Raw genomic sequence first — 18562 nt, forward strand, 5'->3', positions numbered from 1 at the left:
CCCTCAGCGCTGATCTTGTGATGGCCCGGATGCCGACCTGGGCCGGCATCCGGTAGCTGAGCCGCGGCTCGTTGGCATGATGGGAAGTCAGGCGTAGTCAGCGGTGGGTTGGGCAAGTCCGGGGCCGCCCGTGTGCGGGGTCTGGACGTAGCCCTCGGGAGGCTTGGGAAGGATCTGCAGGCAGGCTGCGGAGCAGGCATTTACCAGGAGCGGCAAGATGTCGGTGGCAACTCGCAGCGAGATCCATGCCTGGTGGATCTTGGCTCCTTCCAGCGACTGGTCACACACGCTGCACCTGCGGAGTGCCGTAGTACCCCATTCTGCGGGGTCGACGTCGTCGAGGCTGAGGTCTGCGGTCTCCACGCCGCCAGGTTGGAGCGGGGGGAACGGTGGGCGGAACTTCTCGTTGCCGTACAGAGCGCGTGTGCTCACAGTGCTGCGTTTCAGGCTCGGGCACCTGGTCAGCTCGTACGGGAACCAGTGCAGCCGGCAGGAGGTGTACGGGGTGAACTCCTGCAGGCTGCTCATGGCGCCGATCTCCGGAGGGATCCGAACCAGGTTGCTGCCGTAGAGGATGAACTGCTTGACGGCGGTGAGCTTCGCGATGCTGGGCGGCAGGGTGACGATCTGGCGTCGTTCTCGGGGGCTCATCTCCACCAACGGCCGAAACACCTCCCGTCCGTCGGCGGCGGCTTCCTCGATCAGCGCCAGGAGGTGCTGCCAGGCCGCCGAAGATGTGTCCTGACGCTCACTGTGGAAGTGCACCCGTCGCCGGTTGCTCACCTGGCCCTGGTCGAAGCACGTGCAGACGTCCCGGTAGGACTCGCTGCTGCCCGGGACCGAATTCGCCGTGTTGCCCCACCGATTGGTGTGCGGTGCCGGCTCTGCTTCATTCGCCATGGCACCAAAGATACGAAGACGCGGGCGAGACGGATCAGTGGGGCCTGCGGCTTGGCCCGATCACAAGATCAGCGCCAGAGCCGACTTTCTGGATCCGTTCGTCGCGCCGGGGGCCGGGGTCGGTGAACCGGTCCTTGAGGTACGCGAACTCGTCCGGGCCGGTGCAGTCCTCAACTGGGCGTCTGTCGGCGCCGTCCACGCACCTTGCGCGAGCGGCGAGGCCCGGTCCGGGGAAGCGGCACTCAACGGTGGCAGTGCGCCGCCACTAGGCCTCGGCGAGGGCGTTGTGCCACGAGCCGGGCCCGGGCTCCACCCCGGCCATGACCATGTGCCGCCGTCCAGGGCCGATTCGGAGTTCGAGGCCTTCGTGTGTGCTCCCGCAGGCGGCGGTGGGCACGCGCGGGCCGAGAACCGTGCTCCTCAGGTGCCCGCCCGGACCGCCGAGCAATGCGGCCGGGGCGCGCCGTTAGATCGCCCCGGCGGCGGGTGTCAATACAACGGCCGGATCTTCATGCGTTCGGGTGCTTCCTCCCTGGAGGAGTAAAACAGTCGGGCACGATGTCGCCATGTCCGAGATGTTCACCGCACTTTGCTGCACCGGCTGCGGCCGTGGCTACGGCACCGCCGCCGATCGCGACCAGTGGCACAGCACGGTCCAGAGGGGCCTGCAAAGTTCGGTGACCTGCCCCGACTGCCGCGCTGCCGGTCCGCTCATCGAAGGGGTGGTCAGCGGAGCGATCCGTTCCCCGCCGGGTCCTGCCGCCCCCGGCGCCAACGCCGCCCGCATCACCGGAACCGGCGAGTGGTACCTCGTGGAGTCCGGCATCGATCCGATCGTGCGGAACGACCCGGCCACCCACCTCGCAATCCGCATCGTCGACAGCGTTTTGCGGCTCGCGGTGGCCCCGCACAGCGACGCGGCCCTCGTCTCCATCTTCGCCCCGGGCACATGCGCCGAGATCGCCACCGCCGCACTGGCCGACGAGGGTGCGAAGGCGACCGGCCGCCGGGTGATCGTGCAGGCGTCGCCCGACTTGCCGCCCGAGGTGGTGATCCTGGCGGCCGATCACGCATCACTTCAGGACGGTGAGGACCGTGGTGAGCTGGTCCTCCTCTTCCATCCCGACATCTCACCCGGCCTGCTCCGGGCCTTCGCTCCCCACATCACTGACAGGATGCGACGTCAGCGTGCCGCGTCGGCGCATGGTGACTGGTCAGCTGGGTTGCTGGCCCGGCTGGTGTCGGACGACGTCGTTCCGTGGATCACCGCGTCGTGGATGTCCAGCCTTCTGGCCCGGCCGGGGGCCCTGCCCCCCGGGACGGACCTGGCGCAGTTGGACAGGAGGGTGCTGCGCTCGCTGCAGGCGTCGAACACCACGCCCGCCGACCTGGTGGTCACGGCGTGCAGCTCCTACGGGCTGTCGAAGGCGGTGTCGTTCGCCTGGAAGGTCCTCGCCGCCGACCTCGGGATCGCGTGGACGGCTCTGGAAGTCGCCGCGTGGGCGTGTGGCATGCAGGTGGCCCGTCGTAGCGCGTGTGCCGGACCGGGCGTGGAGGTCTGCCAGTTGGCGCTCCGTGGTCAGGGCCGCAGTGTGCTCGGTCCAGTCGGCGTTGCCGGCAGTGCCGGTGAGGCGCTCCATCGCGCGGCGCTGACGCTGCTGGAGACTCTCGCGGAGAGCGAGCCGACGAGTGAGGTGCTCGCGCCTGAAAGCTGGGCCGGTGTGCGCGGCCTGGTGGCGTGGGTGGACGAGACCCGGATCGATTCGGTGGTGTCTGCCCTGGTCGCGCAGACGCAGCTGACGCCACCTGCCGAAGGCAAGAGCGGCGGGAAGCGCAGGCAGGCGAAGGGCTGGCACGGCGAAGGGGCCTCGTCCACTGATGCGGCGCGGTTCGCGGAGGACTTCGCCGCGGAACTGGTGCACCAGCAACGTCTGCTGGAGGTGGGTCGGCAGGCTCAGGGCGACACCGAGCGGTGGATCGAGCAGTGGCGGGAGCGGATCGGCAAGCTTGCCGAGGACGTGGAGCGGACCGAGGCCGAGATCCTCGCCGCCGGCGCGGAGTGGGACGCCGCGGCACTGCGGGGCATCGACTTCCCTGACCGGCAGGACTTCCAGTGGGCAGAGCTGCAGCAGCGCGTCCGCGCTGGCGGGGCCGAGCTGAACGGGACGGCCCACCGGGTGGGCGAGGCGGATGGGCAGGCGCTGTGGGTCGGGCGGATCCGCCCGGAGACCGGGGGTGCCGGCGAGTTGCTGGTGGAGGGGCCGGTGCAGTTGTCGCAGGATGCGGCATTGAACGCTGCGGCGGTGTGTGCGGCCGTGGAGCTGGGTGTGGAGGTCGGGGAGGTCGCGGACCTGCTGCGGGTGTGGCACCTGGTGCCGCCGCCGCGGTCGCTGCCGTTGGTGGCGGAACTCGCCCGGGCCGGGGTGTTGCGCGGGTGGGAGACGGCCATCGAGGGAGAAGGACCGTTCACCGTGACGATGTCCGCCGACGCGCACGGCGGACCGGTGCGTGTGCGGGCTTCGGGTGATACCGAGGAGGACGGGGTGGAGAGTTGCGCGCGGGCCCTGCTGGCAGTGCTGTCCGGCGAGCGCGGCTTCGGCCCACTGGAGTGGACGGCGCAGGCCGCTGAACGATGGCTGCGGGATGCGGGCGCCGAACCGTGGCTCGGTGGGTGCAAGCGCCGCACGACCAGGCCCACAGGTGGCGGGCGGCAGGTGCGGCTGCGGGCGCGGGTCGACGGGTATGACGTCTGGGCTTCGACGGTCGCCGAGGTCGAGCCGATCGCCGAACTGGCGACGCGGTGGCTGCTGGTGCAGAAGTTCACCCGGCTGGCACCGCCGGCCGCGCTGGAACTGGAAGCGGCACGCGCACGGCACGCCGCGGACGCCCTGCGCGAGGCGGGCGTCCTCGGTGAGGTCGAGTTCGCGGACCGCCCGGACGGCGGCAACGCGGTCGTGGCCCGGGCGGCCTTCGCAGGCGGGCAGTTGTGGGCGGCGGGCCCCGACCGAGACCGGGCGTGCGCGGACCTGCTGGCCGCGGTGCGCTGCCGCCTGCTCGCACCCGGGACAGCCGACAGGTCCGGCGTCGGTGCGCCCGCGCCGGGCTGGGCCGCTCTCTTCGAGGTGGACCCCGACGACGACGGTGACGAACTGGAGGCCGGTGAGCGGCTGCTGGCCGCGGTGCGCTCCGGTGCGCGCCTGTGCGTGGTCGGAGTGGACGGCCCGGAGCCCGGCTTCGTGGCTGTCGACCAGGCCACGGCCCGCAAGGCGAAACCCGGCCGGGACAGCGAGGGCTTTCGGGTGTGGTCGGAGCGCGGCGCCCTGCTCGTGCCGGGGCCGCCGGTGCCGGTCGTCGACGCGGCCCGGCACCTGCTGGCCGCCGACCCCGAGCCCGGATGGGACGCCTCGGCCGCGGCCTGGCGCGAGATCCTGCGCTACGGCTGCCAGGTGGTGGCCGCAGGCCACGTCCGCCCCGGCATCCGGACCGACGGCACCGCCCTGTGGCGCCCCGGCCCGCTCGACGACCAGCAGCAGGCACTGCTGGAGCAGTTGGCGGCCGGCCTGCCGCCGTGGGGGCACAGCGCGGCCCTGCCCGGCCGGCGCGAGACGATGCTGTCCGCCCACGCGGCGGCCCATCTCGTACTGGCCGAGCTCACCAACGCCCTCGCCCGAGGCCCGGGCGTCGCGGCGATCTGGGGCCACAACCCGCTCACCGCCCGCACCGGCCAACCGGTGCGCGCCGACGCCGCCCAGTGGCTCGACGCGCTGGAAGAGCTCGCCGACCCCACCCCGCCGCCCGGCGTCGTCATCCAGGTGATGCCGCCCCCACGGGCCACCGCCCCAGCGCACACCCTGCAGGTCACCATCCGCCTGCGCCCCGCCGAGCACGGCACCACCCTGGTGACGCTGCCCGACCTGACCGAGCGCCACGGCCCCCAGCACCCCGCCGTGCTGCGCGCCCGCCGGGCTCTGCGCAAGGCCGCCGCACTGTGGCCCCCACTGGCCGGCGCCGACGACGGCGACCGGGTCAGGGTCCGCCCGGGCGAGGCCGCGCTCCTACTCGGCCACCTGGGACGCGTACTGCGCCACGCCGGGGTCCAGGTGGTATGGCCCGAGCAGTGGGCTGCCCGCCTGCGGGCGACCGTCGTCGCCTCCGGGCCGCCCGGCGCGGGCCTGGCACTCGACCAGCTCGTGGACTATCGCTGGCAGCTGCGCCTCGACGGCACCCCGCTGAGTACCGAGGAGAGCGAACGCATCGCCGCGGCGGCCGGCGCCCTGTTGTGGCTGCGCAACCGCTGGGTCCTGGTGGACGAGATCACCGCCGAGCGCGCCCGCGGCCGCCGGCTGCGCCGCGGTGTGCCGGCGGGTGAGGCGCTGCAGGCGGTACTCCTCGGGTCGGTGGAGCTGGAGGACGGCGAGCATGCGGACGTGGTCGCCGACGGCGGCCTCGCGGACCTCGCCGGCCTGCTGACCGGCGCCTCCCACACCCCGGTCGAACCGCCGCCGGGCCTGGCCGGCACGCTGTGGCCCTATCAGAGGACCGGCTTTGCCTGGCTGGCGGGGGTGACCTCGAACTTCGGGGCGGTCCTCGCCGACGAGATGGGCCTGGGCAAGACGATCCAGGCGATCGCGTTGATCTTGCACCGGATCCACTCCGGGCAGTCGAAGGGGCTGCCGGTGCTGGTCGTGGCGCCAGCCTCGATGGTGCTGACCTGGGTCCGCCGCCTCGCGGAGTTCGCCCCCACCGTACCGGTGCGCGGCTACCACGGGCCGCACCGCTCCCTGGAGCACCTGGCCGCCGACGAGGTCGTCGTGACCAGCTACAGCACCCTGGTGGAGGACCGCGCCCTCCTGGCCGGCCAGGCATACTCCGCGGTGGTCGCCGACGAAGCGCAGTTCATCAAGAACGCCTCCTCCCAGCGGTCCCAGGCACTCACCGCCGTGCCGGCCCTGACCCGCCTCGCCCTGACCGGCACCCCCGTGGAGAACCGGCTCAAGGACCTGGCGGCGCTGCTGAACTGGGCCAACCCCCACCTGTTCGCCCAGGCCGCGTTCATGCGGGCCTTCGGCAGCCTCGAGAAGAACCCCGACCCGCAGACCCAGCGCGCGTTGAACCGGGTCGTGGGCACGGTGATGCTGCGCCGGCGCAAGGGCGACCCCGAAGTGGCCCTCGACCTGCCGGAGAAGATCACCTCCCGCCACGTCCTCGCCCTGACGCCCACCCAGGTCGGCCTCTACACCCGCGCCACCAGGATCGCGACGGAGGTGATCCGTACCGCGGCGGGCCGCGAGCGCTCGGCGGCGGTGCTGCGGCTCATCACCCAGCTGCGGCAGATCTCCAACAGCCCCCTGCACCTGAGGATCGGCTCCGCGACGTCGGACCGCCTCGCCACCGGCCTGGCCGGCTACGACCCTGCCCGCGCCAGCAAGGAAGCCTGCAAGTTCGCGGCCCTGGACGATCTTGTACCCACGGTCCTCGACAGCGACCCCGAATCGGCGGTGGTGATCTTTACCGAGTTCGCCACCATGGCGATGGTGTTGCAACGGCACGCCGCCGCATGGGGCTGCCGGCCGCTGCTGTACCTGGGCTCGATGACATCCGGCCAGCGCGACGCCGTCCTGGCCAAGTTCAGCGGGCGGCGCAGCAGGCTGCTGATCGCCACCTACGGCTCGGGCGGCACCGGCCTGGACCTCACCACCGCCAACCACGCGGTCCTCGCGGACACGCAGTTCAACCCCGCCCGGGTCAACCAGGCTGTGGACCGGCTCCACCGTCCCGGCCAGAAGCACACCGTCCACGTCCACCACCTGCAGGCAGCCGGAACCATCGAGGAGAAGATCGAGCGGCTCCTCGCCCGCAAGAGCGGCTTACTCGACGCTCTCAGTCCCGTCAGCGCCTTCGACCCGACGCTGCTCAGCAACGACGAACTGTTCGAGCTCATCGCCCTGGGGGCCGCCGCGTGACCTCGCCCGTGAACCCCGTTCCCCGCCCGCGGACACCCGCCCGGCAGCCGGGGGACGCCGAGCCTGCCGCCGTGACGACGTACACGACAGCGCTCCAGCGCTGGGGGGAACCACGTAGCAGCGACCCACAACCACCGGTGACCAGCCCGGTCTCCGGCCACCGGTTCCTCCAGGAGGACCTGCCCCAACCGCCCGCCGGCCTCCCCTCCCAGGGCGACCTCCTGGAAATCGTCCACGCTGCGGCAGACCGTGCCCAGGCCCTGCTCGACGCCAAACCCCTGCCCATCACCCCGGTCGACCACGCCGTCCGCATCGCCGCCCTCCGCCCGGGCACGCCACTCGAACCTGCCCACCGCCTCCACCTCGACATCGGCCACTGGCGCGAGCTGCTCACCACCTACCGCGAAACGACGGCGAACTCCACCGACTCGTGACAAGCCAGCACGACCACGCCCTGCTTTCTCCGCGGTCCACGTCGGCTGCGGCCTCCGTCCTCGTCGGGTCTTGGCGGTCGGGAAGCTTCCCGGCCGGGTGCCGCCGCGGCAGCCATCGCGTTAACAGGCCCCTGCTGCCAAGGCGTCGTCGGTGGCCAGGCATCGGTCCGGCCGTCGTGGACCGGTCCGAGCGGACCTGCCGTCGCGATCAGACCGGCCCTCGAAGTTCCAGGAATGCAGTGCCGAACGTCACCCTGGGGACCTGACGGTGGATGTGGAGCTCCGCTCCCTGGATACCGATGACGGGGTGGGTGAACGCTCGGGCAAGGTCTGGACGGTAGGGGTAGCCGTTCCAGCGCAGCACCCACATGTCGCCGCGGCCGGACAACTGCCGTTCAACGGGGCCATGGTCGGCTGCCGCACCCCAGCCGTTGGCCCGGCCGAACGGGTCTCGGGTCCAGCTCGTTGCCCATCTTTCGGTGTGGTCCTCAAGGTTGTACCGGCAGGTGAGGCCAGCCAGCAGGACTGCGGCGTCGGGGGAAACGGGGGGTGAGCCGTCCAGCCGTGCTCGCTCGTCGGCGGTGAGTTCGTCGGCGGTCCCGTGCGGATCCTGTCGGCGATCCGCCTCGGGTCGGGGTGGCTTCGGTCCGCCAGGGCGTCCGGTGACGACCAGCCGTGCACCGGTGGGCTGGTGCTGGAGGTGGAACGTCGAAGAGTGGTTCCCTGGCGATGCCGCGACGAGCAGAAGGCCTGGGGCGCGTCCGGGGCCGTCGCCGAGGGTGCCGGGGATGAGTGCTGCCACAACGTCCGCCGGCGACCGCTGCGCGACGATCACCAGCTCGTTCCAGCGCGGTGAAATCACCGCATCGTGTGCGCCGAGGTTGCTGACAGGGCGCGCGGGTGCCTCGCCTGGGGCCGGTGCGCGGTTGAAGAGGCTGAGCGCGAGCAGGGCCCGGAACTCGCGCTGGGCTGGGGAGCACGCGTCGAGGCCGATCGTGTTCTTGCGGCCGATTCCCGCGAGTGCGACCTCGAGGGTCTCCCCGGTGAAGTCCTTTCGGACGTGCGCGGCACGAAGCCGTGCGGAGCTGCGGTTCCCCGCGGTTCCTGCGGAGGGCATGGCGAGGTCTCTCCTGTCGTGTGGATGGTGGTCCTCGAGATGGTGTGCCGAGGCTGGCTCACGCCGGGCCGGGTGCCGCGCACCCTCGCGGTGAGTGTGGGCGCACCATCATTCGCGGGTCGGGTGCCTGCGTCGACCATCGGCGGTTTCACCGGCCCGGGCGCGTGCCCGGGCCGGTCCGGGTGCGTGGCTATGCGCCGTGGCGGCGGTGCCTGGCGAGGGCCTGGGTGAGGGTGCGGGCGAGGTTGGCGATGCCGTCTGCCGACCGGACGCTACCGGGTGCGTCGAAGAGCGCGGACATCAGGGCGTCGGACTGGGGGACGACGGCCGTGCCCGCGAGCCCGCGTGTGCGCAGGGCCTCGGACACCGCACTGACGCGCTGCGGTGCCAGGGACTTCGGTGCGGCGTTGACGGCCAGTACCGTCACCGCGTGCGGGCTGCTGCGGTGTCGCAGTTCCTGTTCCACGAGCGCAGCTGTCTCTTCCGGCTCGCGGTCGACGGGGACGAGGTGGACCCGGTCGTCGTAGTTGCCGATCGAGTCCAGCGGTGAAGCCGCACCGCTGGTCCATGCCTCGGCGGCGTCCTGCCACAGCGGTCCCCACGCACTGTCGGCGACGGGAGCGATGGCCGCGGCGAACTCCTCCATCAGAGGCTGGAGTTCCACCGCGTCGAGCTCATCGGCGGCCAGGTCGGCGAGGTTGCGTTCCCGGTTGCGCGGCGCCCACACCCTGCGGACCCGCTCCCACAGAACGGGATGGCGTCGGGCGCCGTCGGCGTCGATCTGCTCCATGAACTCCGCCCGCCACGCATCGAGAGGCCCTTCGTCCTCCTCGGGCATCGGTGCGCCGCTCTTCAGGGCCTGATCGGCCGACCACCAGGCGTCGTTGGATCCGTCGTCCATGCCACGGCGCCACACCGCTGCCGCGCCCGGGCCGGGTGAGGAACCGAACGATCCTGCGGTCCCGGCAGCCGGACCCGACAACACCGGGTAGGGGTCCAGGCGCCGGTCGGCGTACTCGGCGAAGCGCAGGTCCAGGACGAGCAGCAACGTGGTGAAGGCGTCCCTGGAGGCTGCGGCCCTGAGGTCGGCGAAGACCGTGAAGGTCGACTCCAGCCAGCGGTGGATGACCGCCGACCGGAACAGGTCGTTCATGTCGGCCAGGTCGTTGCCCCACCTGCGGGTGGCCTCGTCGGCGATGGTCGGCAGGAACTCCTCGATCATGTGGTGCAGTTCGGCGGCCGACGGCTGGCGGGGCTGGAGGTGCTCCAGGTTCCGGCGCCGGTTCCGGTCCGCCCACTGCCTCGCTACGAGCGGCCACAGCGCGGGATGCCGCTCGTGCCCGTCGGCGTCGATGAACGCGAGGAACTGCGCCCGCCACTCGTCCAGGGGCTGCTGGTCCTCCGCCGGCAGGCGCTCCTCGCCCCGGTTGTAGTCGAGCTCGTAGTCCATGGCCCAGAAGCCGTCGACGTCCGCCGGTACGGCCCGGTCGTACACGTTGGCCTCACCGCGGCGCGCACGGCCGTTCACGTACGCAGTGAAGCTGTCGTCGAGGTAGGCGAGGAGGTCGCGCAGCTCGCGCTCGCCGGGCTCCACCAGGCCGTCGGCGGCGTCGCGGTAGTGGGTGAACTGCTCGTCGAACCATTCCAGGACCCGGATGAGGCGGGGCCTCTGGTCGTCGACGAGGTGGCCCTGCCAGTGCTCGTCTCGGTAGCGGGAGACGGCGACCTCGGCGTCCACCGCCACGGTCCCGGGCCGGTAGTCGAACTGGGTGTCCAGGAGCACGACGTCGGCCTGCTTCCGGGCCTGCTCCACCAGAACAGTGTCGCCGCGCTCATCCCAGAAGGCCACCGCCACCATGCCCCGCTCCGGGCCCTGGGTCTGGCTGTCTGCCGGCCACGGTGTGACGCCTCGGCGCTGCAGCGCCTGGCAAGCGAACTCGTCGGCACTCAGAAGCAGCACGCTGGAACCGACCCGGGCCAGTTCCTCGGCGAGAGCGAACGCGATGGTGGAACGGCCTTCGCCTCCACGCCAGCTGGTCACGGCGACGGTCGCCTTCACACGGACGGGGACGGCCGGTCCGTGGGGGCGGGCGGCAATCCGGTCCGCTGGCACCTCGGTCTCGGCCGCGGACGGCGCCCGCACACTCCAGTCCGGCATCCGCTCCAGGAACAGGCCGATCCGGCGCAACGCGGTGCTCCACTGCGGCGCCTCGTCCGCGAGCTCGTTTCGAGTCTGTCGCCAGGCGACCTGTTCGCCTTCGTCGGGGGTTGCGTCGAGCAGCCTGGCGCCGAGGCCGTCGAGGAGCGCGCGGGCGGCGCGGTAATCGCCCTGCGTGGCGCGGATGAGCACTCGCCCGGGGCCGTCGGCGCGCAGGGTGAGATGTTTACCGGGGCCGTCGGTGGCGCGCAGGGTCGGGATTCCGGTGCGTGTGTCCACACCCGCCTGCTCGGACACACCGCCCTCGACCGCCCTGCCCTCGACCCACGGGCCGACACCGGCCACCAGGCCGTGCGCGACCTCGCCCGCGACGGCTGGCGGATCTACTGGATGTGGCCCCAGCCGAACCTGCCGGAGAAGATCACCTCACGGCACGTGCTCGGGCCAGGTGGAACTGGCCGCCGCACGGTCCTGGTCGTCCCAGGCGGCGTGCACGACCCGGTGGACGCGGGCGTCGGCATCGAGGCTGAAGAACGAGGCCTCCGCGGGGTCCGGTGGCCAGGTGTCGGTGTGCGCGGTGAAGTAGTCCACCGCCCCGGCGTCGACCCGGCCCGGTGCAGGGTGGTAGGTGCGGGTGAGGCGGATCGGGGTGACACCCAGCGCCAGCGAGGTGTGGGCGGGCCGGGTGAACACGACGGCGTCCACCAGCGCGTCGTGCGCCGCTTGTTCGGGTTTGTGGCCGACCGTGCTGCGGCATCTCAGCGGACGCCGGTCACACGGTCACCCCGGGTGCTGCCGAGGCCCCGATCGGACCGTCATGTCGCCCTGACCCGCTTGGGTCTCGATCCCCCTACGGGGTTTCCGCGTTCCTACCTCACCGCCGTGTTCGCCCGGTCCTCCCAGAGGCGTTCGTACGCCTCGTGGCAGGACCAGTACGTCCAGCCGGTGACCCTCAGGCAGGCGGGCAGGAGGCCGACGGCCTCGTCCCAGTCGTGGACGACCGCGCCGTCCGGGGTGCCGTCGTCAGGGACGTACGCGACCTCGAACTGGGCGTGGCCGTGCACCTTCGGTGCGGTGCCGGTGAGGGCCCAGCGGCGGCGCAGGGTCCGGCCGTCCGGCCCCTCCTTCGTGGGTGATTCGGGCAGGAGACCGAAGTACCCCAGCGTCGGGTCGGTGAGAGCGGAGTGGTCGATGGCCGTGCTGGAATTCTCCTGCCTCGGGCGGGGCTACGTCCCCGGATCGGCTGGTGACAGGACGCAACGCGGCTCGGGCGCGCTGGTTGGTGCGCCCCCGAGCCACGCCGAACATCGAGCTCGGCAGCTCCAACGATGCTGACCGCGTTGCTGATGAGAGCTCCGGGTACTGCACGGCAATCAAGCGGTGACGCCGTCCTCGGACAGGTTCCACCTGACCGAGCAGCAGATCGCACCATCGGTGCACTGGTGGCTGTGTCAGTGCCCCGTGCCACCGTGCCACCCATGATCAACAATCTTGAGGGCCTCGACCGCGTCGACTGGTCGTCCATGGGCCACGCCTACGGTCCGGCCGACGACGTCCCGTTGTGGCTGGAGCAGATGGCCTCGCCCGACCCCGACGTCCGGGAGGGCGCCTTCAGCAGCTTCTACGGCTCGGCCCACCACCAGGGCGACGTCTACTCGTGCACGGCGGCGAGCCTGCCGTTCCTGTTCGCGCTCGCCGACGATCCGCAGACGCCCGACCGCGCGGCCGTCATCCGCCTCGTGCTCAGCATCGGCAGCGCGGCGCTGGACTGCGACCCCGACGGCGTCTACTACAGCCCGTCCGGCCACGCGTCGACGCCCCATGCGGAGGTCGTGCCTCAGCTGCGAGAGCGCGCCGAGGACTTCGTCCGCCACGCGGCGGACCCGGACCCGCAGGTGCGGCGGGCCGCCGTCCCGGCCCTGGGACTGTTCCTCGACGACGCCGACCGCGCGTTCGCCCTGCTGCGCGACCGGCTGGCGGCCGAGAGCGGCACCGCGGAGCGGCTGCTGCTCATCAAGGCGTCCGCGACACTGGCCCAGCGGCTGCCGGCCGCGTTCGGCCCGGTGACGACCTGGCTCACCGCCCTGGCGGGCGACCCAGCGCTGGACCCCGACATCCGACTCGCCGCCCTCGTCCACCAAGCAGCCAGCACACCGGAGTCAATCGGCGCCGGCCTCGTCCCGACAGCGACCGGCCTGCTCCAGCAGCTCACCCCCGAACCGGCACCGGAACCCGAGCCCGAGGACAAGGCCCGGCCGGCGCACTGCGGTCCCTGCGCCTGCGCGGACAACCCCACCACGCCGGCACCGGAGCACACCGTCCCCCCGCAGATCGCCGCCGCCTTCGCCGACCTCGACCGCCATGGCCGCGTCCACGCCCCCACCACCGAACTGCTGACCACCCTCCACCGGATCCTGGACGCGCGCCTGTCCGAACGCACCGCACTGCTCACCGCCCAACTCCGCAGCCCCGATGCAGCCACCCGCCACGACGCCATCGCCATGACCTGGGACCTGATCAGCTCCTGGCGCGGCGACCACACCGGCCTCGTCCTCCTGCTCGCCGACTGCCTGCTCCCCAACGACCCGTACACCGCCGCCGAAGCCGCCGAAACCCTCGGCAAACTCCCCGCCGCCCTCGCCGAACCCGCACGCGAAGCCCTCGCCACCCTCGCCGAAACACACCGCACCACCCACGGCCAGAACGTCTGGGACACACCGCACCCGCTGCTGCGCCGCGCCCACCAGGAGGCGGTCACGGCACTGGCCCGCCTCGGCGACGAGCGGGCCCTGCCCGGCCTGCTGACGGCGCTCGACACCGGCACCGATGCCTGGCGCGCGGTGCAGGCCGCCGGCCACTTGCCCCAGGCCGCCGGGAAACTCCTGCCGAGGCTGACCCGGCGTCTGGCCGAGGCGGACTTCTCCCAGGACTGGTACCGGTCGGACGTCAGAGCGCTGGTCGCTGCCCTTCGCCGGCTCGGCGACCCGGCGGCCGTACCCGTGCTCACCGCGGCCGTCACCGCCTCCGTCGAGCAGGAGCAGTGGCACACCGCCGCCGTGGCCCTCCTCGCGCTCAGCTCCATCGGCAGCGCCGCCGCAACCGCGCTGGAGACGGTCCGGACGCTCACCGACACCGACGACCCGAACCTGCGCTTCGCGGCCGCCAAGGCCCTGTGGCACATCGAGAGCGACCCCGCCGAGGCCGTGCCGCTGCTGACCGCCCTGCTCGACACCGGCAAGGACAGCGACGCCGCCGACGTCCTCGGCCGGATCGGAGCGCCGGCAGCCGACGCACTGCCCCGCCTGCGGCAAATGCTCCAAGCCGGCCATGTGCTGACCCGCACGCACGCCGCCGCCGCGATCTACGACATCGGCGGCCCGGCCGAGGCCGAGGCCGTCCTGCCCGTACTGCTGGATGGGTGGGAGAAGAACGACTCGACGGGCAACCACGTACTGGAGTGCCTGCAGCGGATGGGCCCCGCTGCCGCGCCCGCCCTTCCCCGGATCCGCCTGGAACTTGCCCTGGCCCGCCGCAGTGGAGGCTTCTTCAAGAGCGTCGAAGACGACGAGGCACTGCAGCGCGCCGGCCGGGCCGTCATCAAGCACTTGACCTGAACGGATGAGGTGGCGGCGGTGCACCACGGTCTAGGGCTGGGGGAAGGCGTTCGGTTCGACGTCGGTGGTCTTGGCGTTGCCGTCGGCTGTCTGCTGGAGGGTGATGGTCCAGGAGGTCGCGGTCCGGCCGGTCTCGAACGCCAATGTGTCGTCGAACTTGCTGTACTCGCAGTCCAGGGTGAAGCCCTTGGCCTCGGTGTCCCAGTCGGATCCGTAGGAGACGTACACCTCGTACGTCCCGTCCTCCACGCCCTCGATGTCGGCCTTCTGCCCCTTGGCGGCGAACACCGAGTGCACGGCCTTGCGCATGCGATGGCCCGGCGCTGCGCGGCCTCGACGGTCTGTGTCGACAGGCTTCGGGTGTCGACCAGGCCCTGGGCACGGGCGGTGGCCAGGATATAGGCGGGGTCAGGGGGTTCCATGGTGTTCCTTGTGCCCGCGGCGGTGCAGGTGTTCTGGTGCCTTGGCATCCTGCCGGTTCAGGTAGACGGGGTGGAGGTAGGTGACCCAACCGATGCGGTCAACGATCAGGTTGATGCCGATCTCCAGGCGGTACGGCGCGTACGGGTCTGCGTCGAGCCCGATCAGGTCTGCGAGCAGGCGGGCGGCGGCCGGCCAGCGGGACCGTTGCAGTTCGGCGGTGAGATCCGCGCGGTCGCCTTCCACGAGGACACGTTCGGCCAGGTGGTCCTGACGGCTGCGTTCGCGGACCCGGGCCTCGCCGATCCGCTGTACGGGGTCGCGCTCCGGCGGAACCTGCGGCATGGTCGGGCGGCGCCGAAGCCGGGTGTAGGGAGCGAACTCCTCGACCGCCTTCATCAGCATGCCCGCATCGATCCACACGGTCGGCGGATCCGCCACAAGATCGGCACCGAACTGACCGAGCAGGGCCAGCGGGGCGTGCCGGGCGGCCTCAAGGTATTCCTCCGCGCTGAGCACGGCAAAGTCGAGGGTTCGTCCACCTTGTTCGACGATCCGCTGGATGGCAGCTGCCAGCGCCCGCTGGTAGCGCTGCTCGGCGTTCAGCAGCGCTACTGCCTGGTAGTCGAGGGCGTGATCGTTCGGGAAGTGATCGGAGACTTCCTTGTTGAGGAACTCCACCTTCTCGGTCAGGCCCGGGAAGTTGTGCTCCCGCTGCTCCTCGGCCAGTTCTCGGATGCTGGCGACGGCAACCAGCCGCTCCAGGTGAATCGCGTAGAGGCTCAACATCTGTCGGCAGTAGTCCAGGCCAGCCTCGATGGCGGCCCGGTCACGGGAGCGCTGCTTGATCAAGGATCTGGTCTCGTCGAGCAGCGCCGCCAGTTCGTCGATGCCTCGGTGTCGGCGCAACCGCTCATGGACCAGAATGGCCGGCCCAACGGCGGGGTGCAGCGCGTAGCGCTGTTGGTGCTTCTTGGCGAGGTAGGGCTGGATCGCCCCGTAGTGCTCGAAGACCACCCACCGAGCGCCAAAGAAGCCTTCGCCGTACTGGGGTGAGCGCTGCTCGCTGATCAACGTCCAGACGTCACTCCTGGTCGGCCCCCCGGACACCTCGCTGTCCGCGAAGGCGGCGACGATGTCACGGGCGACAGCGAGAGCGTCCGGCCCCTCCAGGAGTGCTTCCTTGAACTTGGCGACTACCGCGCTGAACGCACGTACGTTCAGAGCCTGCTGGCGCGGACTGAGGCTGCCTGGCAGTTCGTCTGGCCCGGGAGGCGGCTTGCCTCTCGGTGGATCAGTATTCACATCCGGCACTTCCGAGAGTCCAGCGCGAACGAGTCCATTGTCCGCTTAAGCCACTTTCACGACAAGTGGCCCTATTCATCCTTTGTGGCCATATCCTGAGCCCGAATTGAACGGTTCCCGCGACTACAACCTTGCTGTGCGATCAACACGGAGAAGTCAACCGAGTCGGCCCGAGATCGGCGCGGTGCAAGGTCACCATGAGCGGCACCGAGGCGTCCACGGCTCCCGTCACACCGCCGACCGGCACCGGATCCCACGTCCGCCACCGATCCACCGCTTTCCCGCCATCCGCTTCGACCCGACGACCCCGAGCCGCACCGGTTGCCCTACGATCAGCGCGCATGGACCCAGCCCCCGCTCTCCGGCGTTCCGGCCCGGCGCACACCTACCAGTCCCCCTCCCCTGCGGTGCGCACTGTTCGACACCTCGGCACTGACCTCGGATGTGATCGCCGCACGGCCAGGGCGAGCGGCTGCGGCGGGAGGCGGAACGCGGTACACCTGGCGAGAGCCTGCTGCACCACGTCGCCCGCCTGCTCGCCGAAGCGCCCGACCCGATGAACCGCACCCGGATCATGGAAGAGATCGGCACCGGTAGCAGCGGGCACAAGGCGCGGATGGCCGAAGTCCTCGACATCCTGGCCCAGTACCCGGCCTTCTGCGAAGTCGAACGCGGACGGTGGCGGCTGGGGCGGCGCGTCACCGATCCCGCTGGTTGAGGACCAAGTCCGCCGTTCGGACCTCCGCCGACGGCGTTTACCGAACGCTGCCCGACTCGGACCAGGGCGGGGTCCTGTGCACCGTCGCCCTGGTCCGGGACAGTGACTGGGCTGGCCGCCGGTCAGCGGCGTTCGACGCTGAACCCACTGTCGTGGAGCGCGGCAGTCCACGCCGTCCGGTCGAACCACTTGGTGATGTCCGGCTTGAGCGAAGTAATGGTCGCCATCCGGGCGTCCCAGTCGTGGCCGGTGTCACCGCGGGAGCCTTCGCATCCTGTGCAGCCGTCTTCTCCGTGGATGTGGCCGGCCATCCAAGCGTTCACCGCCACATTGACGATCACGCTGTAGAGGTCACCGCCCGACTCGACGAGCGAGTCTGGCACGCCCGCGAGGATCAGGGCCAGCTCGGGGTTGTCGACCGGGGGCATCGGCGCCTGTCCTACTGCGTCGATCTCTGCGCTTTCCTGCACTTCCTGGTACCGCTTGGCAATGGCATCGGCGAGTGCGTCGGCGTTGAAGTACCTCCAGGCAGAACGCACCTGGACACCCAACTGCTGGGCGACCCCCGTCATCCTCTCCTCGATGATGTCCTCCACCGCCCCGGGCCGGACGGTGACTCCTCGACGGGCCAGCGCCGCCAGGGTCTCGGCGACTGCTTCCTTGAATGCCTTCGTGTTCCTCACCCGCGACAGCGTAGAGGTGATTCTGCAGGCCGCGCCGTCCCCGGAACACACGGCCTGATCCGGGAACAGGTACCCGACGCCCACCAGTCCATTACCGGCGTCGCCAGATTGCTGAGCGTCCAACGCAATACGCTCTACGAGGAGATCCCCGGTCTCGCCTGCACGCGTGCTCCGCGGAAGTCCGCGAGCTCCGTCGGGCCCGCGGGCAGCTGACGTCGATCAAGCCGGCTCGAAGAAGTTCACCGTGTACCCCTCGGATTCCAGGTAGGCGGCCGCCGCGCGTACCTGGCCGGCCGCGGTGCCCTCGAACGGGACGAACGCGTAGTCGACCACGCCCTGGACCGGCGGGAACAGCTCCGCTCCGGGCACCGGGCGCAGAGGCATCTTCCACAACGGCTTGACCGACGCGCGACCGTCCGGCAGCACCCCGGCGCGAGCCTCGGCGTAGGGGAACTGGTGCAGCACGTGGCCGGCCGCAGTGGCGACCAGAGCGTTCAGGCAAGGCCACACCCCGAGCGGGACCAGGTTGCAGGCAACCGCGATGTCGTGCGTCTCCCAGACGAACAGCAACTCGTCCGCCTCGGCCGCCGCCACCAGCGTGGACATCTCCCCCAGGGCGGAGAGCGCGTCCTCTCCGACATGCATCGGCCGGACCTGCACGCGGGCGACCAACTGGCCCTGGTCCACGACGTACACGTGCGGAACGGTGGTGAAGCCCTGCTCACACATGGCGACGTGAGCCGCCTTCGACGCTCTGACCAGCCCGTCGAACAACTTAGCGTCCACCAACACTCCCCAGCCTCTTGAACTTTGACAGGCTCCACTTTGTCCGGCCGGGCCCCGGCAGCGCCAGGCGATGAACGAGGCTTGCCCTGAACGCATGAGCGTGCGGACCGACGCAAGGGACTGCGCGCCCTACTGCCTCTGGTGGGAGAATCCCGCCCATGACTGAGCCCGACCCCTCCATGCTGCAGAGCTTCCTGATCGACATCGGGGAGAACGAGCGCACCGCCCAGGAACTCGTGCTGACCGCTCTCAGCAAGGACGCCGACGCACTCCTGGACGAGATCGAGACGATGCCGCCCGACTACCAGCGCGGCGTCATCGCGGCCCTCGCCACCCTGGCCGGCAACTACCCGGCACTGGCCTGCGGCAAGGACAAGGGGCGGGCCAGCGCGTATCTGCGCCAGCAGCTGGCTCCCGGCAGCTGACGCGGGCCGGGGACCGCGCTCACCGCGGGATCGCATGTG

General features: G+C 71.1%; 14 protein-coding genes. 5 read left to right on the forward strand and 9 right to left on the reverse strand.

Annotation, left to right across the window (positions count from 1 at the left end; genetic code table 11):
- Positions 1–87 precede the first annotated feature (87 nt).
- Positions 88–900, reverse strand: coding sequence for a leucine-rich repeat domain-containing protein (locus tag ACIOGZ_RS28650; RefSeq protein WP_400988007.1), 813 nt, complete (start codon positions 898–900; stop codon positions 88–90).
- Positions 901–1466: 566 nt separating this feature from the next.
- Here ACIOGZ_RS28650 and ACIOGZ_RS28655 point away from each other — a divergent pair.
- Entirely contained in the window at positions 1467–6863 is a 5397-nt protein-coding gene (locus ACIOGZ_RS28655) for an SNF2-related protein (RefSeq protein ID WP_400988009.1), read from the forward strand.
- Between the two features lie 71 nt (positions 6864–6934).
- Complete coding sequence (locus tag ACIOGZ_RS28660) at positions 6935–7297, forward strand: hypothetical protein (RefSeq protein WP_400988011.1); 363 nt, start codon at positions 6935–6937, stop codon at positions 7295–7297.
- Between the two features lie 208 nt (positions 7298–7505).
- Here the strand turns inward: ACIOGZ_RS28660 and ACIOGZ_RS28665 are convergent, their stop codons facing one another.
- The 4 genes from ACIOGZ_RS28665 to ACIOGZ_RS28680 form a co-directional block, all read right to left on the reverse strand.
- Positions 7506–8414: a hypothetical protein gene (locus tag ACIOGZ_RS28665; protein WP_400988013.1), complete on the reverse strand. Its 909-nt coding sequence runs from the start codon at positions 8412–8414 to the stop codon at positions 7506–7508.
- A 190-nt stretch (positions 8415–8604) separates the two neighbouring features.
- Positions 8605–10851, reverse strand: coding sequence for a hypothetical protein (locus ACIOGZ_RS28670; RefSeq protein WP_400988015.1), 2247 nt, complete (start codon positions 10849–10851; stop codon positions 8605–8607).
- Positions 10852–10998: 147 nt separating this feature from the next.
- Positions 10999–11277: a hypothetical protein gene (locus ACIOGZ_RS28675; protein ID WP_400988017.1), complete on the reverse strand. Its 279-nt coding sequence runs from the start codon at positions 11275–11277 to the stop codon at positions 10999–11001.
- Between the two features lie 164 nt (positions 11278–11441).
- Entirely contained in the window at positions 11442–11636 is a 195-nt protein-coding gene (locus tag ACIOGZ_RS28680; RefSeq protein WP_400988019.1) for a hypothetical protein, read from the reverse strand.
- 414 nt (positions 11637–12050) lie between these two features.
- On the opposite strand from ACIOGZ_RS28680, the gene ACIOGZ_RS28685 reads away from it, so the two are divergent.
- Positions 12051–14186, forward strand: coding sequence for a HEAT repeat domain-containing protein (locus tag ACIOGZ_RS28685; protein WP_400988021.1), 2136 nt, complete (start codon positions 12051–12053; stop codon positions 14184–14186).
- A gap of 30 nt (positions 14187–14216) precedes the next feature.
- On the opposite strand, the gene ACIOGZ_RS28690 is transcribed toward ACIOGZ_RS28685, so the two are convergent.
- Complete coding sequence (locus ACIOGZ_RS28690; protein WP_400988023.1) at positions 14217–14495, reverse strand: hypothetical protein; 279 nt, start codon at positions 14493–14495, stop codon at positions 14217–14219.
- Between the two features lie 99 nt (positions 14496–14594).
- Positions 14595–15680: a hypothetical protein gene (locus tag ACIOGZ_RS28695; RefSeq protein WP_400988025.1), complete on the reverse strand. Its 1086-nt coding sequence runs from the start codon at positions 15678–15680 to the stop codon at positions 14595–14597.
- A gap of 787 nt (positions 15681–16467) precedes the next feature.
- Here ACIOGZ_RS28695 and ACIOGZ_RS28700 point away from each other — a divergent pair.
- Entirely contained in the window at positions 16468–16629 is a 162-nt protein-coding gene (locus ACIOGZ_RS28700; RefSeq protein ID WP_400988027.1) for a hypothetical protein, read from the forward strand.
- Between the two features lie 122 nt (positions 16630–16751).
- Here ACIOGZ_RS28700 and ACIOGZ_RS28705 read toward each other — a convergent pair whose 3' ends face one another.
- Both ACIOGZ_RS28705 and ACIOGZ_RS28710 read right to left on the reverse strand, forming a co-directional pair.
- The gene (locus ACIOGZ_RS28705; protein ID WP_400988029.1) at positions 16752–17312 is read right to left on the reverse strand and encodes a hypothetical protein; all 561 of its coding nucleotides are present in this window, start codon (positions 17310–17312) and stop codon (positions 16752–16754) included.
- Positions 17313–17531: 219 nt separating this feature from the next.
- Positions 17532–18098 carry a hypothetical protein gene (locus ACIOGZ_RS28710; RefSeq protein ID WP_400988031.1) on the reverse strand — a complete coding sequence of 189 codons (567 nt, stop codon included), beginning with the start codon at positions 18096–18098 and terminating at the stop codon, positions 17532–17534.
- Between the two features lie 158 nt (positions 18099–18256).
- Between ACIOGZ_RS28710 and ACIOGZ_RS28715 the strand changes: the two genes are divergently transcribed.
- Positions 18257–18523, forward strand: a complete 267-nt coding sequence (locus ACIOGZ_RS28715; RefSeq protein ID WP_400988033.1) for a hypothetical protein — start codon at positions 18257–18259, stop codon at positions 18521–18523.
- Positions 18524–18562: the final 39 nt, after the last annotated feature.

This window comes from Kitasatospora sp. NPDC088160, assembly GCF_044741445.1.
GTDB lineage: Bacteria > Actinomycetota > Actinomycetes > Streptomycetales > Streptomycetaceae > Kitasatospora.

Coding starts and splice junctions, on each gene's coding strand:
- ACIOGZ_RS28715 (WP_400988033.1), top strand. CDS start 18,257: ATGACTGAGCCCGACCCCTCCATGCTGCAGAGCTTCCTGATCGACATC.
- ACIOGZ_RS28685 (WP_400988021.1), top strand. CDS start 12,051: ATGATCAACAATCTTGAGGGCCTCGACCGCGTCGACTGGTCGTCCATG.
- ACIOGZ_RS28655 (WP_400988009.1), top strand. CDS start 1,467: ATGTCCGAGATGTTCACCGCACTTTGCTGCACCGGCTGCGGCCGTGGC.
- ACIOGZ_RS28665 (WP_400988013.1), bottom strand. CDS start 8,414: ATGCCCTCCGCAGGAACCGCGGGGAACCGCAGCTCCGCACGGCTTCGT.
- ACIOGZ_RS28690 (WP_400988023.1), bottom strand. CDS start 14,495: ATGCGCAAGGCCGTGCACTCGGTGTTCGCCGCCAAGGGGCAGAAGGCC.
- ACIOGZ_RS28650 (WP_400988007.1), bottom strand. CDS start 900: ATGGCGAATGAAGCAGAGCCGGCACCGCACACCAATCGGTGGGGCAAC.
- ACIOGZ_RS28700 (WP_400988027.1), top strand. CDS start 16,468: ATGAACCGCACCCGGATCATGGAAGAGATCGGCACCGGTAGCAGCGGG.